Here is a 15,696-nt window from a genome sequence, read left to right on the forward strand (position 1 = left end):
CCCGCGTGACAGCCGGTGCCGTCCGCTCGGCGCTGCTGCTGGCGGGTCTGAGTGGGTACGGCCTCTCGATGGCGCTGTTCGTGCGGGCCGGCCTCGGCCTGGACCCGTGGGACGTCTTTCATCAGGGCCTCGCCAAGCACACCGGGCTCACCATCGGCGGCGCCACGGCGCTCGTCGGCGTCGTGGTGCTGCTGGGCTGGATTCCGCTGCGGACCCGGCCGGGTGTCGGCACCGTCGCCAATGTCATCGTCATCTCCGTCACCGTCGACGCCGCACTCGCGGTGCTGCCGCAGCCGGCGACGCTGCCGGTGCGCACCGTGATGATGGTCGGCGCTGTCGTGCTCAACGCCCTGAGCACGGTGATGTACATCGGTGCCGGGATGGGGCCGGGTCCGCGTGATGGGCTGATGACGGGGCTGGTGGCCCGGACCGGGTGGTCGGTGCGACTGGTCCGGACCAGCATCGAGGTCACCGTGGTGGCTGCGGGGTGGCTGCTGGGCGGCACTGTCGGCGTCGGAACCCTGGTGTACGCCTTGGGGATTGGGCCGCTGGTGCAACTGGTGCTGCGGTGCACCCCGGGTCGGTGGCTCGCTGCCAGCGGCTGGGCGCACGTGGTGGGGGACCGGGCCGGCCGACAAGAGGATGAACCGGCCGTGGCTACGATGAGCGAGTGCCCGGCGCCTTCAGCGACAATCCCGCAGAACTCGACGCCCTGCCAGATCCGGACCTCCTGATCCAATTCTCCGGGGTGACACTGCGCCGCGGCGGAGCCACCCTGGTCGGTCCGATCGACTGGTCGGTGGAACTCGACGAGCGGTGGGTCGTCCTCGGCCCCAACGGCGCCGGCAAGACGTCGCTGCTGCGCATGGCGGCCGCGGTCGAACATCCGTCCTCGGGCACGGCGTTCGTCCTCGGCGAGCGGCTGGGCCGCACCGACATGTCCGAGCTGCGGTCGCGGATCGGGCTCAGCAGTTCGGCGCTGTCGCAGCGGATACCGGACGACGAGGTGGTGCGGGACCTGGTGGTCTCCGCCGGGTACGCCGTGCTGGGCCGGTGGCGCGAACAGTACGACGACGTCGACTACCACCGCGCGCTGGACACCCTGGAGAGCGTCGGCGCCGAACACCTCGCCGACCGCCGCTACGGCACCCTGTCCGAGGGCGAGCGCAAGCGAGTGCTGATCGCCCGCTCCCTGATGACCGACCCGGAGCTGTTGCTGCTCGACGAGCCGGCCGCCGGGCTGGACCTCGGCGGGCGCGAAGAACTGGTGGCCCGGCTGGCCGATCTGGCTGCGGACGCGGATGCCCCGGCCTCGGTCCTGGTGACCCACCACGTCGAAGAGATCCCGGAGGGCTTCACGCACTGCCTGCTGCTCGCCGAAGGTCAGGCCGTCGCCGCCGGCCTGCTGCGCGACGTGCTGACATCCGAGAATCTCTCCCAGGCCTTCGGCCAGTCGATTGCCCTGGAGTACCTCGACGGGCGCTACTTCGCTCGCCGTACCCGCAGTCGCGCGGCGCACAGGAGGCGTACATGACCGAAGCTGATCCGCTGCACCCCAGGCCCGCGGCCACTGTGATGCTGGTGCGCGACGGCGCCCCGGGCATCGAGGTCTTCCTGATGCGCCGAACCATGTCCATGGCTTTCGCCGGCGGCATGACGGTGTTCCCCGGCGGCGGCGTCGACGAGCGTGACCGGGAAGCCGACGTCGCCTGGACCGGACCCGACCGCACCTGGTGGGCCGAGAAGTTCGGAGTGGACCCGATACTGGCCGGTGCGCTGGTGTGTGCCGCCGCCCGCGAGACCTTCGAGGAATCCGGCGTCCTGTTCGCGGGGCCGGTGGACGATCCGGACGGCATCGTCTCTGACGCGACCGTCTACCACGAATCCCGCACCGCGCTGGAGAGCCGCGAACTGTCGTTCGGCGAGTTCCTGGCGCGCGAGAAGCTGATGTTGCGCGCTGACCTGCTGTGGCCGTGGGCCAACTGGATCACCCCCAAAGAGGAACGCACCCGCCGCTACGACACCTTCTTCTTCGTCGGCGCCCTGCCGGCCGGCCAGCGTGCCGACGGCAACAACACCGAGAGTGACCACGTCGCCTGGCGCACACCGGCAGCGGCGCTCACCGAGTTCGAACAGGGCCATTCGTTCTTGTTGCCGCCCACGTGGACTCAACTGAGCTCGCTGACTGGCCGCAGCGTCGGGGAACTCCTCAAGGACGAGCGAAAGATCGTCCCCATCGAGCCCGTGCTGACCGTGGGCGAGGGCACCTGGGATATCGAGTTCTTCGACGCCGAGCGGTACAAGGCTGCTCGCGGCGGGAGGACCCAGTGATGACCAGGCGAGAATTCGCCGCAGAATTCGTCGAAATCCACGTCACCGACGGCGTCGGCACCCTGTTGCTGGTCCGGCCACCGCGCAACACCCTGACCCGCCAGATGTGCCGGGAGATCGCCGCGGCCGCCGAGGAGCTGGGCGAGCGGCCCGATGTCAACGCCGTCATCGTGTACGGCGGCCATGAGGTGTTCTGCACCGGCGACGACGACCACGAGACCGGCACCCTCGACGCCGCGGAAGCGCGCGTCGCGGGCGCGGTGTGCCGGGCCGCGGTCGACGCCGTCGCCGCCATTGCACGGCCGACCGTCGCCGCGGTCACCGGCTACGCGCTGGGCAGCGGTCTGACGCTGGCACTGGCCGCGGACTGGCGGATCAGCGGCGACAACGTGAAGGTTGGATCCACGGAGATTCTGTCGGGCCGGGCCCCTGCCGAGGGTGCGGCCGTGCGCCTGGCTGCGGCCATCGGTGACAGCCGGGCCAAGGACCTGGTGTTCAGCGGCCGGTTCGCCGGCGCCGAGGAAGCGGTGACCCTGGGGCTCATCGACCAATTGGTGGCGCCGGACCACGTCTACGACGAGGCGCAGAAGTGGGCACGCAGGTTCTCCGGCACCTCGCCCGAGGCGCTGGCCACAGCCAAGGCAGCGTTCGGGACCCGCTGAACCGGTGCTCAGCGGGTGCAGGCGAAGTGTGGATGTGAACTCCGGGTGACCGGGCAGTTAGGCTGACCTGCATGACGAGTACCGACCAGACGTCCGGGGTCGCCGCAGCCGACGCTGCCGCCCAGGTATCCGACGTGGTTGACCAGGCTGTTGACCAGGCGCCGAACCCGCATGCGACCGCCGAGCAGGTCGAGGCGGCACGCCACGACACCAAGCTGGCGCAGATTCTGTACCACGACTGGGAAGCCGAGAGCTACGACGACAAGTGGTCGATCTCGTACGACCAGCGGTGCATCGACTACGCCCGCGGTCGCTTCGACGCCATCGTCCCCGACGAGGTTCAGCGTGAGCTGCCCTACGACCGGGCACTCGAGCTCGGTTGTGGGACCGGCTTCTTCCTGCTGAACCTGATCCAGGCCGGCGTCGCCCGCCGTGGCTCGGTCACCGACCTGTCTCCGGGCATGGTCAAGGTCGCCACCCGTAACGGCAAGGCGCTCGGTCTGGACATCGACGGCCGCGTCGCCGATGCCGAGGGAATTCCCTATGAGGACAACACTTTCGACCTTGTCGTCGGCCATGCGGTGCTGCACCACATCCCCGACGTGGAGCTGTCGCTGCGTGAGGTCGTCCGCGTGCTCAAGCCCGGCGGCCGCTTCATCTTCGCCGGCGAGCCCACCACGGTCGGAAACTTCTACGCCCGGCGCCTGGCCGACCTGACCTGGAAGACCACCGTCTCGGCCATGAAGCTGCCCGGCCTGGAGTCCTGGCGCCGACCGCAGGAGGAGCTCGACGAGAACTCGCGCGCTGCGGCGCTGGAGTGGATCGTCGACCTGCACACCTTCGATCCCGCCGACCTGGAGCGCATGGCCACGAACGCCGGTGCGGTCGAAGTAGCCACTGCCAGTGAGGAATTCACCGCCGCCATGCTGGGCTGGCCGGTCCGGACCTTCGAGTCGACGGTGCCTCCGGGCAAGCTCGGCTTCAAGTGGGCCAAGTTCGCTTTCGGTGGCTGGACCACGCTGAGCTGGTTCGACGCCAATGTGTGGCGCCGCATCGTGCCCAAGGGCTGGTTCTACAACGTGATGATCACCGGGGTCAAGCCGTCCTGACTCTGTCCTCGGCGGACGTGTCGTACCTGACGCTCCCGACGTGAGCGGGTATGCCTTCACGCTCGACGATGTCGCCTATCTGACCGGAGCCGGTCAGGAGGCGCTCGCCGAGGTGGCTGCCCGGCCTCTGACCGATGCCGGGCGGGTCTCCGACATTGCTTGGGCGCGTTCGCGTTTCGGCGACCGTGCGGCGGTGCTGGTCGAGACGGTCCTGCTGCGCCGCCGGGCCGCGGCCAAACTGACCGAGCTCGGCGACGTCACCGGCTGGCTGTTCACCGACGAAGCGCTGCAGCAGGCGACGGCGGGAGCCGTCGCGGTGCACCGCGCGCGGCGGCTCTCCGGCCGCGTCGTACACGATGCGACTTGCTCGATCGGGACAGAGCTTGCGGCGCTCAGTAATTCGGGCGTTTCGGCGTCCCCGCTCATCGGCAGCGATCTCGACGTGGTGCGGCTGGCCATGGCGCAGCACAACGTGGGCGACCGCGCGCAATTGTGCCGCGCCGATGCCCTGCACCCGGTGACCCGGGACGCGGTGGTGGTCGTCGACCCGGCCCGGCGCAGTTCCGGGCGTCGCAAGTTCGATCCCCGCGACTACGCCCCGCCCCTGGACGAGCTCCTGCAGGTGTACCGGGGTCGCGACCTGGTCGTGAAGTGCGCTCCCGGCGTCGATTTCGGGCAGCTGGCCGAACTCGGATTCAGTGGCGAGGTGCAGATCACGTCGCTCGCCGGCAGCGTCCGGGAAGCCTGCTTGTGGTCGCCGGGCCTGACCGCGGCCGGGGTCACCCGCCGGGCCACCGTGCTGGACAAGACCGGCCAGGTGGCCGAGGAATTCACCGATGCCGACCCCAGCGACTGCCCCTCGGCACCCGTGGGCCGGTGGATCGTCGACCCCGACGGTGCGGTGGTCCGTGCAGGTCTGGTGCGCCACTACGCGGCACGCCATGGCCTGTGGCAGTTGGACCCCGCGATCGCCTACCTGTCCGGTGACGAGTTGCCCAGCGAAACAAGGGGATTCGAGGTCATCGAGCAGATCGCCTACAACGAGAAGCGACTGCGGCAGGCGCTCGCCGCGCACGGCGCGGCCGCCGTCGAAATCCTGGTTCGCGGCGTCGACGTCGACCCGGACGCGCTGCGGTCCAAACTGAAGCTGCAGCGGTCGGGTGCGCAGTTGTCGGTGGTGATCACCCGTATCGGCACCGGCGCCGCGGCCCGGCCGACGGCCTTCATTTGCCGGCCCTCGCGATGAACACCCAGGTCGCAGTTCATGCCCGGTCCGGGTGGGCCTGCCAGGTACGCTAGAACCGGCGGCGATGTGCCGCCATTCATTCATCCCTCGGAGGATCCACCACATGCGCCTTTCCGCTCTCGCCGCAGTGATCGCTGCCTCAGGCGCGGTCGGTTGGCTCGGCATGCCTCTTGCGACCGCGAACCCGGCGAAATGCTCCGACCTCGGCGGTGTCGTCGACGGCTCGCGGATGTGCCAGATTCGCGACACTTCACGCGGCTACGCGCTCAACATCAGCTATCCGATCGACTACCCAGACCAGCAGGCCGTCGTCGACTACATCACCCAGACGCGCGACGGATACGTCAACGTCGCGAAGATGCCTGGGCCGCACGAGACGTCGTACGAGTTGGACACCAGCGCGACCCAGTACACCGCGGCGATCCCGCCCCGCAACACCCAATCGGTGGTGTTCAAGACCTTCCAGGACGTAGGCGGCGCCCACCCGCAGACCTTCTACAAGTCGTTCAACTGGGATCAGAACCAGCGCAAGCCGATCACCATCGAGAACCTGTTCGCCCCTGGCGCACAACCGTTTCCGGTGATCCTGCCGATGGTTCAGGGTGAGCTGGTCAGGCAGTCCGCGCAGCCCGTGCTGATGCCCCCGGCGGCCGGGCTGGATCCCGATACCTATCAGAACTTCGCGATCACCAACGACTCGCTGATCTTCTTCTTCAGCCAGGGACAGGTGTTGCCGGAATCCGCAGGCGCGGTGCAGGTGACGGTGCCGCGGGCACCGATCGAGGCGATGCTGGCCTGATCACGCCTCAGGCGGGGGCGAAGGCGTAGACCTGGCCGTCACTGGTCGCGGTCACGACGCGCTTGTCGTGCCCGATGGACACCCCGACCGGCCATCCGGTGGCACCCGGCAGCGGGTAGCTGTTCACCGTGTGGCCGTCAGCGGGGGAGAAGACCAACAGTGCCTGGCCAGCCTGACCTGGATGGTCACCATCGCGGACCACGACGTACCCGACGTCGCGGCCGGCCCGGGTGGACGTCGTCAGCGGCTCGACGTCGTTGCGCGACCAGGCCACCTCGCCCTTGTCGCCCTTGTCCTTGACCGCGACGAGCTTGGTCTGGGGCCCGCCCCCCGCGACCACCAGGCCGTCCGGCGTCACCGATGGCGGCGTCTGCGCCTGGAAGCCCAGGTTGACGGACCATTTGGCCTTACCGTCGGCGGAGTTCACCGCCCACAGGTGCTGATCGCGTCCGTTGACGTAGATGGTCTTGCCGTCGGCGGACAGCACGGGACTGGCGATCGGGCCACCGCCGACGGCGGTGCTGGTCCATTCGCGGGTCAGCAGCGGAGTCTGGCCTTCGTGGTAGCGCAGTCCCACGAGCGCGGGTGCGTCGGCGCCCGGTTGCCACAGACCCAGCACGACCATGTTGGTGTCGGGGGAGTACGCGGGCGCTGCGGAGATGGGGCAGCCCGCCTTGGCGGGCTGGCAATCGGCCAGGCCGCGCGCGGAGTCGGAGGGGTCGACGCCGCTGACCAGATCCAGCGGTGCGCCGATGGTCTGGCCCCGGTGCGCGTCGAACACCAGCACCTGGCCCAGGTGCGTCACCACCAGCAATTGGCCGGGCGACAGGATGCGCGGCGTCGTCGGCATCCCGATCACCGGCTGACGCCAGCGAATCCACTGCGTCGGCGGGAACGACATGATGGCGCCGGGCTGGCCGACGTACATGTTGTCGAAGCCGTCGAAAAGGGGACTCGACATACCGCCGCCCTGCCACAGCCGCGTGCACCAGCGCTGCCGGCCATGCTCGTCGCTCTCCCAGACCATCAGCGAGCAACCGGCCGCCGACTGTGCGTTGATGGCCAGATAGCTGCCGGAGCCGAGGATCACCTGGGCGCCGAGGTTGCCCTTGGCCGACCGGGCCCAGTCCTGCTTCAGGCTGCTCGCTCCGGCCAGCGTGGTGAAACTGCTGTTGGCGGCGTCGCCATACTGTGCCGGCCAGCCGTCCGACGGATGGGCCTTGACCCAGGAATCGGTGTTGCCACACCCGGCGATGGTCAGAGTGACGGCCGAGGTCAGCAGGGTGGCGGCAACGGTGGCCGTTCGGGCGGCAAGACGGCGCATTCGGTGTGCAGGCATCGAGTCCCGAGACTAGCCCGAGACCGGCGAATGTCCGATTTCGCCTCGCGTAGGCTTTGCGGCCATGACGACGATGTGGGGCGCACCGATTCACAAACGATGGCGAGGTTCGCGGTTGCGCGATCCGCGACAGGCGCGCTTCCTCACCCTCGAGTCGTTCAAATGGGTACTCGACAACAAGGCCTACACCCCTTGGTACCTGGTGCGGTACTGGCGGCTGCTGAAGTTCAAGCTGGCCAACCCGCACATCATCACGCGCGGCATGGTGTTCCTGGGCAAGGGCGTGGAGATCCAGTGCACGCCCGAGCTGGCGCAGATGGAGATCGGCCGCTGGGTCCACATCGGCGACAAGAACACGATCCGCTGCCACGAGGGCTCGCTGCGCTTCGGCGACAAGGTGGTGCTGGGCCGCGACAACGTCATCAACACCTACCTGGACATCGAGATCGGTGAGTCGGCGCTGATGGCCGACTGGTGCTACGTCTGCGACTTCGACCACAAGATGGACAGCATGGAGTTGCCGATCAAGGACCAGGGCATCGTCAAGGGCCCGGTGCGGATCGGTCCGGACACCTGGGTCGCCGCCAAGGTGACCATCCTGCGCAACACCAGCATCGGCCGCGGCTGTGTGCTGGGCGCCCACGCGGTGGTCAAGGGCGAGATTCCGGACTTCTCCATCGCCGTCGGTGCGCCGGCCAAGGTGGTCAGGAACCGCAAGCTGGACTGGGAGACCTCGGCCGCCGAGCGGGAAGAACTCGCGCGGGCCCTGGCCGACATCGAGCGCAAGAAGAGCTCCCGGTAGCTCAGCTCGTGTAGTCGAGAGTCGTCATCATGCCAGCCTCCTGGTGATAGGCATTGTGGCAGTGCAGCATCCAGTCGCCGGGGTTGTCGGCGACGAGGGCGACGGTGACCTTCTGCTTGGGCAGGACGATCAGCGTGTCCTTGCGCGGGCCGCGCCGGGCTTCACCTTCACCGGCCTGCAGCACCTGGAAGGTGTGCCCGTGCAGGTGCATGGGATGCCACATGGCCGTGGAGTTGGTGAAGGTGATGGCGGCCCGCTGGCCCTGGCGCACGGTGAGCGGCTGCCGATTGTCGAACGGCCGACCGTTGATGCCCCAGTCGTACTTCATCATCGACCCGGTGAGTTCGGCAGCCAGCGTCACGTCCGGGGTGATGGGGCCGAGATCGACGGCCTTTGTGGCCGTGAAATCGGCGACGGTACCGACGCGGCGGGTCAGCTCGGCGGGACGGAACGCGGGGTCCGGTGCGGTGCCGGCGCCCGTCGACAGCAGGGCACGCGCGGCACCGTCCTTGCCCTCGGCCACCGCGACCAACGGGAAGACCCCCGAGCCGGCAGTGACCACGACGTCGTACCGCTCGCCCATGCCGAGCAGGAGTGCGTCGACGTCCACCGGGTCGACCGGGAAGCCGTCGGTGTGCGTGACGGTCATGCGGTGCCCGGCCAGGGCCACGCGGAACGCAGTGTCGGCGCCGGCGTTGATGATGCGCAGCCGGATGCGCTGGCCGGACTTGGCGTTGAAAACCGTTGGTGCGGCGGGAATTCGACCGTTGGCGAGGAAATAGGAGTACTTGACGTCGCCTGCGTCGCCCCCGAGCAGCGGGCTCGTCGCCATGGGCATATCGCCCATGCTGCTCATGTCGTGTCCGTCCATGGTGGACATGGCGCGCAGGCCGTCGTAGATCTGCTGCGGTGACTTGCCGGCTCCTGACGTCCAATCGTCAAGGACCACAATCCATTCAGCGTCATAGCGAGCAGCGTCGGCCGGATAGTCGATGATCACCGGCAGGTACAGCCCGTAGTCGGTGTCGAGGCCGGTGTGCGGATGCGCCCAGTACGTGCCGGCATGCGGGGCAGAGAACGTGTACGTGAAGTCGTTGCCCGGCTTGATGTTCGGCGTCGCGGGGGACGCGCCGTCCATATCGTTGCGCAGCGCGATACCGTGCCAGTGTATCGACGTGTCGTGGTCGAGCCCGTTGGTGACGCGGACCGAGAGCTCATCGCCGACCGACGCGCGGATCAGCGGGCCCGGTACCTGATCGCCGTACGCGAGCGTCTGCACGGTGACGCCGCCGAGGTCGACGGTGGCCGGTTGCGGGCGCAGTGCCACCGAGACGGTGCGGCCGGTGTGCGGACGGGCGGCCTCGGCCGCGACGATCGCTTTCTGGATGGCCTGCTGATCGATGCCGCCGGTCGCGGCGGGGGATGGCGTCTTGCTGCACGCGGCAAGCGCCGAGGCGCCCGTGATGGCAGAGGCGATCAGGAAACTACGGCGAGTGAACACTCTGCCGTTTGTACCCCCGGGGGGTATCTACGTCAAGGGCTGAGTGAATTCAGCCGCGGTCGGGCAGCGGGCGTTCGACGATGGGGCGGCGCGCATGGGGCAGGCGCTCGCCACGTTTGGCGGCCAGGTAGACGTCCGAAGTCTCGGCGGCGACGGTCTGCCAGGAGAAGTCGTGGTTCAACCGGTCCCGGGCGGCCAGGGCCCGCTGCTGCGCGGCCGGCGGATCGTCGAGCACCTTGCGGACCGCGGACGCCAGCGCGCCGACGTTCCGCGGCGGGCAGGAGACGCCGGTTTTGCCGTTGATCACCGCTTCGCCGAGGCCGCCGACGTTCGACGTCACGAGCGGGGTACCGGCCGCGGCCGCCTCGAGTGCCACGATGCCGAACGGCTCGTAATGGCTGGGCAGCACGGCGGCGTCGGCCCGGTGCAGCAGCTCCAGCAGCCCGGAATGGTCAACGCGGCCAACAAAATTGGTCACCTTGCTGACCTTGGCCTTGCGGGCTTCCTCGATCAGCCAGTCGTACTGGGTGCCGTCGCCGGCGATGGTCAGCGTGGTGCCCGGGTGGGTGCGGCGGATTCGGGGCAGCGCGGCGATGACGTCGTGCACGCCCTTCTCGTACTCCAGGCGGCCCACGAACAGCAGCTCGGCCGGGCCGTCATGCTTGCGCCGCATCGCGAATGGCCAGCCTGCGGTGTCGATGCCGTTGCAGATCACGCTCACGTCGGGTAGCTCGGGACCGAACAGCTCGGTGATCTCCTCGCTCATGGACACCGAGCAGGTGATCAGCGAGTCGGACTCGTGGACGAGCCACGATTCCAGCGAGTGCACCTGGCGGCTCACCGGGCCGGAGAGCCAACCGGAGTGCCGGCCGGCCTCGGTGGCGTGGATGGTGGAAACCAGTGGCACGTCGAAGAACTCGGCCAGGGTGACGGCGGGATGGGCGACGAGCCAGTCGTGCGCGTGGACGACGTCGGGGGTCCAGTCGCGCAGGCTCAGACCGGCGCGCACCATGGCGTGCCCCATGGCCAGCGTCCACGCCATCATGTCGGTGCCGAACGTGAACTCGTTCGGGTCCAGGGCGGCGGAGATCACCCACACGCCCTCGTGCACTTCATTGGTGGTGGGGTGCGTGCTGGGGTCGGTGCCCGCGGGCCGGCGGCACAGCACCACGACCTCGTGACCGAGGGCGGCCAGCTCGACGGCCAGATGGTGGACGTGGCGGCCGAGGCCACCGATCACCACGGGTGGGTATTCCCACGAGACCATGAGGATTTTCATCGTTGCCCTCTGCTCTTCGCGCAAGCGCTCATCGGTGCACTCGGCTCTTCGCGCAAGCGCTCATCGCGGCAACCTCCGGGCATCCAGGGCGCCGAACAGTCCGTCGGCGCGGTTCCAACCTTCCGCGAGGTGCTGGGCCTGGTCGCGCCGTCCAGACGCGAGGGCACCGGCGATCTCCCGGGTGGCGTGCGCATGCAGATGCGCGCGATAGCGAGCATATTCCGCTGCGGTGTCTTTGCTGACCATGAAGGGCCAGTCGCTCGAGACCGTCAGCAGGGCTTCGCGCAGGATCTGGTCCGCCACGCGGTCCCGTGCCGGGTAGGCCGAATCCTGAGCCAGTGCCTTGTCCACCGTGGTCAGTGCGGTGTCCACGACCTCGGCGTTGAGCGTCACGAAGTCGGCGACCTGCTCGCCGGACCAGACCTGCCAGTCCTTACCCGAACCCCAGGAGCTCGGCGGCAGTTCCACAGGGGAGCCGACGAAGCCGCCCGAGATCGCGTCGGACAGGGTGCCGACCTGGACGCCGGCGGCCGGCAGCGCTCGCAAAACCCGCCCCAGCCATTCCGGCCCCTCGTGCCACCAGTGCCCGAACAGCTCGGTGTCGAATGCGGCGACCACGTGCGCCGGGCGTCCGGTGCGCTCGGACTCCGAGATGAGCCGGCGCCGAACGGTATTCACGAAATCCGTGACATGCGTATCGATGGCGGCGTCGGCGCGCTCCGGCTCGTAGGGCGCTTTCGACTCCGACGGGATGGTGCGGCCGGTGACTCGCGCAGGCTTGAGGCCGGTGAGGTGGTCGTAGGTGTGGAAGTCGCGGTAGGCCGGGTGCCCCGGATAGCCGGACTTGGGGGACCACACTCGGTAGCTGACCTGCAGGTCGCGGCCGAAGGCGACGACGTCCGACTCGCCGACCGGACGGCCGAGCGCGGTGTCCCCGTGCAGCGACGGTCCGTCGACCATGAAGTGGGTGACGCCGGCGGCCGCGTAACCGGTTTCCATGCCCGGGGCGTAGGCGCATTCGGGTGCCCAGATGCCACCCGGGGTGTGCGCGAACCGGGCGCCGGCGTCGGCCAGGCCCTCGCGCAGCGCGAACTCCCGCAGCCGCGGGTTGAGCAGCGGCTGGAACGGATGCGACAGCGGGCCGCCGAGCAACTCGATGGTGCCGGCGCCGATGAGCCGGCGAAGCACCGGGCTGCCGCCGTGCTGCCAGTGGTCGGCGAATTCGGCCAGTGCTGCGCCGGCCTGCTGGTATTCATGAATACCGAAGGCGCGCAACGCTTCCGGAGAATTGAAGGTATCGGGGGTGCCGCCGTCCCGAACGGTTGTCGCCTCGAGTGCGCGCAGCTGCCAGTTGGACAGCCACTGCTGCATGCCGGCCAGGCAGTACGGATCGTCCAGTTGGGCCGTGACGACGGGCGTCATGCCCAGGGTGAGCAGATGGCCGCGTCCCTCTTCTGCCAGCGTGCGGAGCACCCGCATCAGGGGCAGATATGCCGTCGCCCACGACTGGTACAGCCATTCCTCGCCGACCGGCCAGCGGCCGTGGTGCGCGAGCCACGGCAGGTGGGTGTGCAGTACCAGGGTGAACATCCCCGGTACGAGTGCGCTCGGCGGGCAGGACCCGGGGTCAGGCCTCGGCGAATCACTCACGGCCGCACCGCGATTGCCACCAGGTCGAGGCTGTCGTCGATATCGGTGCCGGCGGCAGCGGCATCCAGCAGGTCGAAATCGTCGATGGTCACCGCAGCCACGTCGGCCAGCAGGTCCGCGGGCCATGGTGCGTCGGCCACGGCGCGGTCGATCTGCGCCTGGATGATCGAGCCACCGTAGCGGGCGTCGAGCTCGCGCAGCGTGTCGCCGTGATAGACGCCCAGCATGGCCTCCATGGCGAAGCCCTGTTCGGTGAGCAGTTCGGTCATCTCGGCCGCGTTGAGTTCCCGGGTGTGGAACGGGTTCAGCGGAGTGTCGCTGTCGGGGGTGAAGGTGATGCGGTTCGGTGTCGACATCAGCAAGCGGCCGCCCGGGCGCAGCACGCGCAGGCACTCGGCGACAAACTGCCCCTGGTCCCACAGATGTTCGATCACCTGGAAGTTGACCACCACGTCGACCGAGGCATCGGGCAGTGGCAGTGCGGCGAGGTTGCCGTGATGCATCTCGACCCGCGGGTAACGCGCGCGGATGTGCGCCACCGCGGACTCGTCGTAGTCCAGTCCGATCACCCGGCGCGCGACGTCGGCGATGAGGTCCGCGCCGTAGCCTTCGCCGGCGCCGGCCTCCAGCACGTCGCGGTCGCGGCAGCGCTCGGCCAGGCGCCGGTAGACCACCTCGTGGCGACGGAACCAGTAATTCTCCTCCGCCAGGTCCGGGACCGTGCGCTCGCCGGTCAGTGGCATGACCGGCACGAGCGGTTCAGCCGACGGCTCGACCGGCTGGGTTTCGGAAAAAGTGCTCATTAGATAGGCAGGCTAGCCCAGACTGGTATCAGAATTCCCGGGCCCAATCGATTGGGCCGTCCCACCTGCTGGTTCTGTCATGTTGCCGAACGGCCCCGAGTGTGGTCAAGAAAACAAAAGGCGGCATCCTCGGGCAGCGCTCGACCAGCTATGGTGTTCCTGCGCCATGCCACATAAGTTACCGAGTAGTAACATGTTGGTCGTTGCGTTAATCGTGAATGCCAGGCCGACCGCCGGCCTCATCGAGGAGGACGAACCACACCCATGACGAACATCGTGGTCCTGATCAAACAGGTCCCTGACTATGAGTCGGAGCGCAAGCTCAACGACGGCGACTTCACTCTCGACCGCGAGTCCGCGGACGCGGTGCTCGACGAGATCAACGAGCGCGCCGTCGAGGCCGCGCTGCAGATCAAGGAGAAGGAAGAGGCCGCCGGCGGCGCCGGTACCGTCACCGTGCTGACCGTCGGACCGGAGCGGGCCACCGAGGCCATCCGCAAGGCTCTGTCCATGGGCGCCGACAACGCGGTGCACGTGAAGGACGACCAGCTCAAGGGCTCGGACATCATCCAGACCGGTTGGACCCTGGCCCGCGCGCTGGGCACCATCGAGGGCGCCGAGCTGGTCATCGGCGGCAACGAGTCCACCGACGGTGTCGGTGGCGCGGTTCCCGCGGTCATCGCCGAGCTGCTGGGCCTGCCGCAGCTGACCTCCCTGCGGAGCATCTCCGTCGAGGGCGGCAAGGTGACCGGTGAGCGTGAGACCGACGAGGGCGTCTTCGGCCTGGAGGCTTCACTGCCCGCCGTCGTCAGCGTCAACGAGCGCATCGGCGAAGCCCGCTTCCCGTCGTTCAAGGGCATCATGGCCGCCAAGAAGAAGCCCGTCACCGTGCTGACGCTGGCTGAAATCGGTGTCGAGGCCGACGAGGTCGGTGTCGCCAACGCCAGCAGCAAGGTGCTGTCGTCGACGCCGAAGCCGGCCAAGGCCGCGGGCGAGAAGATCGCCGACGAGGGCGAGGGCGGCAACAAGATCGCCGAGTACCTCGTTGGTCAGAAGCTGATCTAGCCCCCACCACACCGAAACTTCCAGAAAGACACAGAGGCAAATACGCATGGCTGAAGTACTTGTGCTCGTCGAGCACGCCGATGGTGCCCTCAAGAAGGTGAGCACCGAACTGATCACCGCTGCCCGTGTGCTCGGTGAGCCGTCGGCAGTTGTGGTGGGTGCGCCCGGCACCGCTGCTCCGCTGACCGACGCCCTCAAGGCCGCCGGTGCGGCCAAGATCTACGTCGCCGAGTCGGCTGACGCGGCCAACTTCCTGGTCACCCCGACCGTCGACGTGCTGGAGGCTCTCGTCGAGTCGGCCAGCCCCGCCGCGGTTCTGACTGTCGCCAGCACCGAGGGCAAAGAGGTCGCCGGTCGTCTGGCCGCTCGCCTGGGTGCCGGCCTGCTGGTCGACGTCGTCGACGTCAAGGCCGGTGGCATCGGTGTGCACAGCATCTTCGGTGGCGCTTACACCGTCGAGGCCCAGGCCAACGACGTGCTCCCGGTGATCGCGGTCCGTCCGGGTGCTGTCGAGGCCGCCCCGGCCGACGGCGCCGGTGAGGTCGTCAACGTCGAGGTTCCGGCCCAGGCCGAGAACGCCACCAAGATCACCTCGCGCGAGCCGGCCGTTGCCGGTGACCGTCCGGAGCTCACCGAGGCCAGCGTCGTGGTCGCCGGTGGCCGTGGTGTCGGCAGCGCCGACAACTTCGCGGTCGTCGAGGCCCTGGCCGACTCGCTCGGCGGTGCCGTCGGTGCTTCCCGTGCCGCGGTCGACTCGGGCTACTACGGCGGTCAGTTCCAGGTCGGCCAGACCGGTAAGACCGTTGCCCCGCAGCTGTACATCGCCCTCGGCATCTCGGGCGCCATCCAGCACCGCGCCGGCATGCAGACGTCCAAGACCATCGTTGCGGTCAACAAGGACGAAGAGGCCCCGATCTTCGAGATCGCGGACCTCGGCATCGTGGGCGACCTGTTCAGCGTCGCCCCGCAGCTGACCGACGCCATCAAGGCTCGCAAGGGCTAGTTTCAGCACCTGCAAAAGTGCCCCGGAACCAAGGCGGGTTCGCGCGGTCGTCGCAACACTCACGAATGTGAGAGGTTGCGGCGACCGTGTCGTTTTCGGAGGACTGT

15 protein-coding genes are annotated in these 15,696 nt (G+C 68.5%); 10 read left to right on the forward strand and 5 right to left on the reverse strand.

What is annotated here, in order from left to right:
* Nucleotides 1-68: 68 nt before the first annotated feature.
* From yczE to AC3WTE_RS30395, 7 genes are all read left to right on the forward strand, one after another.
* Entirely contained in the window at nt 69-734 is a 666-nt protein-coding gene (gene yczE / locus AC3WTE_RS30365; RefSeq protein ID WP_492443175.1) for a membrane protein YczE, read from the forward strand.
* Nucleotides 671-1,534 carry an ABC transporter ATP-binding protein gene (locus tag AC3WTE_RS30370; RefSeq protein ID WP_492443159.1) on the forward strand — a complete coding sequence of 288 codons (864 nt, stop codon included), beginning with the start codon at nt 671-673 and terminating at the stop codon, nt 1,532-1,534. Before yczE ends, AC3WTE_RS30370 begins: the two co-directional genes overlap by 64 nt.
* Nucleotides 1,531-2,331 carry an NUDIX hydrolase gene (locus AC3WTE_RS30375; RefSeq protein WP_492443160.1) on the forward strand — a complete coding sequence of 267 codons (801 nt, stop codon included), beginning with the start codon at nt 1,531-1,533 and terminating at the stop codon, nt 2,329-2,331. The genes AC3WTE_RS30370 and AC3WTE_RS30375 overlap by 4 nt, the downstream gene beginning before the upstream one ends.
* On the forward strand, nt 2,331-2,993 hold the full coding sequence (locus tag AC3WTE_RS30380) for an enoyl-CoA hydratase-related protein (RefSeq protein ID WP_492443161.1): 663 nt from the start codon (nt 2,331-2,333) through the stop codon (nt 2,991-2,993). The genes AC3WTE_RS30375 and AC3WTE_RS30380 overlap by 1 nt, the downstream gene beginning before the upstream one ends.
* Nucleotides 2,994-3,064: 71 nt before the next feature.
* Nucleotides 3,065-4,102: a class I SAM-dependent methyltransferase gene (locus AC3WTE_RS30385; RefSeq protein ID WP_492443162.1), complete on the forward strand. Its 1,038-nt coding sequence runs from the start codon at nt 3,065-3,067 to the stop codon at nt 4,100-4,102.
* Nucleotides 4,103-4,142: 40 nt separating this feature from the next.
* Nucleotides 4,143-5,348 (forward strand): THUMP-like domain-containing protein, encoded by a 1,206-nt coding sequence (locus AC3WTE_RS30390; protein WP_492443163.1) that lies wholly within the window; start codon nt 4,143-4,145, stop codon nt 5,346-5,348.
* A gap of 103 nt (nt 5,349-5,451) precedes the next feature.
* Nucleotides 5,452-6,147 carry an esterase gene (locus AC3WTE_RS30395; RefSeq protein WP_459365749.1) on the forward strand — a complete coding sequence of 232 codons (696 nt, stop codon included), beginning with the start codon at nt 5,452-5,454 and terminating at the stop codon, nt 6,145-6,147.
* 7 nt (nt 6,148-6,154) lie between these two features.
* Here the strand turns inward: AC3WTE_RS30395 and AC3WTE_RS30400 are convergent, their stop codons facing one another.
* Nucleotides 6,155-7,486, reverse strand: a complete 1,332-nt coding sequence (locus AC3WTE_RS30400) for an outer membrane protein assembly factor BamB family protein (RefSeq protein WP_492443164.1) — start codon at nt 7,484-7,486, stop codon at nt 6,155-6,157.
* A gap of 64 nt (nt 7,487-7,550) precedes the next feature.
* On the opposite strand from AC3WTE_RS30400, the gene AC3WTE_RS30405 reads away from it, so the two are divergent.
* Complete coding sequence (locus AC3WTE_RS30405; RefSeq protein WP_492443165.1) at nt 7,551-8,288, forward strand: acyltransferase; 738 nt, start codon at nt 7,551-7,553, stop codon at nt 8,286-8,288.
* Nucleotide 8,289: 1 nt separating this feature from the next.
* Here the strand turns inward: AC3WTE_RS30405 and AC3WTE_RS30410 are convergent, their stop codons facing one another.
* From AC3WTE_RS30410 to AC3WTE_RS30425, 4 genes are read right to left on the reverse strand one after another with little or no spacing between them, the layout of a single operon-like run.
* Entirely contained in the window at nt 8,290-9,789 is a 1,500-nt protein-coding gene (locus AC3WTE_RS30410; protein WP_492443166.1) for a multicopper oxidase family protein, read from the reverse strand.
* Between the two features lie 49 nt (nt 9,790-9,838).
* Entirely contained in the window at nt 9,839-11,068 is a 1,230-nt protein-coding gene (locus AC3WTE_RS30415) for a glycosyltransferase family 4 protein (protein WP_492443167.1), read from the reverse strand.
* 60 nt (nt 11,069-11,128) lie between these two features.
* Nucleotides 11,129-12,658: a 1,4-alpha-glucan branching protein domain-containing protein gene (locus AC3WTE_RS30420; protein ID WP_492443176.1), complete on the reverse strand. Its 1,530-nt coding sequence runs from the start codon at nt 12,656-12,658 to the stop codon at nt 11,129-11,131.
* 56 nt (nt 12,659-12,714) lie between these two features.
* Nucleotides 12,715-13,521 carry a class I SAM-dependent methyltransferase gene (locus tag AC3WTE_RS30425; RefSeq protein ID WP_492443168.1) on the reverse strand — a complete coding sequence of 269 codons (807 nt, stop codon included), beginning with the start codon at nt 13,519-13,521 and terminating at the stop codon, nt 12,715-12,717.
* 264 nt (nt 13,522-13,785) lie between these two features.
* Between AC3WTE_RS30425 and AC3WTE_RS30430 the strand changes: the two genes are divergently transcribed.
* Both AC3WTE_RS30430 and AC3WTE_RS30435 read left to right on the forward strand, forming a co-directional pair.
* A complete protein-coding gene (locus AC3WTE_RS30430) occupies nt 13,786-14,586 on the forward strand; it encodes an electron transfer flavoprotein subunit beta/FixA family protein (protein ID WP_459365743.1) in 801 nt (266 codons plus the stop codon).
* A 46-nt stretch (nt 14,587-14,632) separates the two neighbouring features.
* Nucleotides 14,633-15,589 carry an electron transfer flavoprotein subunit alpha/FixB family protein gene (locus tag AC3WTE_RS30435; protein ID WP_492443169.1) on the forward strand — a complete coding sequence of 319 codons (957 nt, stop codon included), beginning with the start codon at nt 14,633-14,635 and terminating at the stop codon, nt 15,587-15,589.
* Nucleotides 15,590-15,696 lie beyond the last annotated feature (107 nt).

This window comes from Mycobacterium sp. FW102-FHT13B02 (assembly GCF_058790275.1).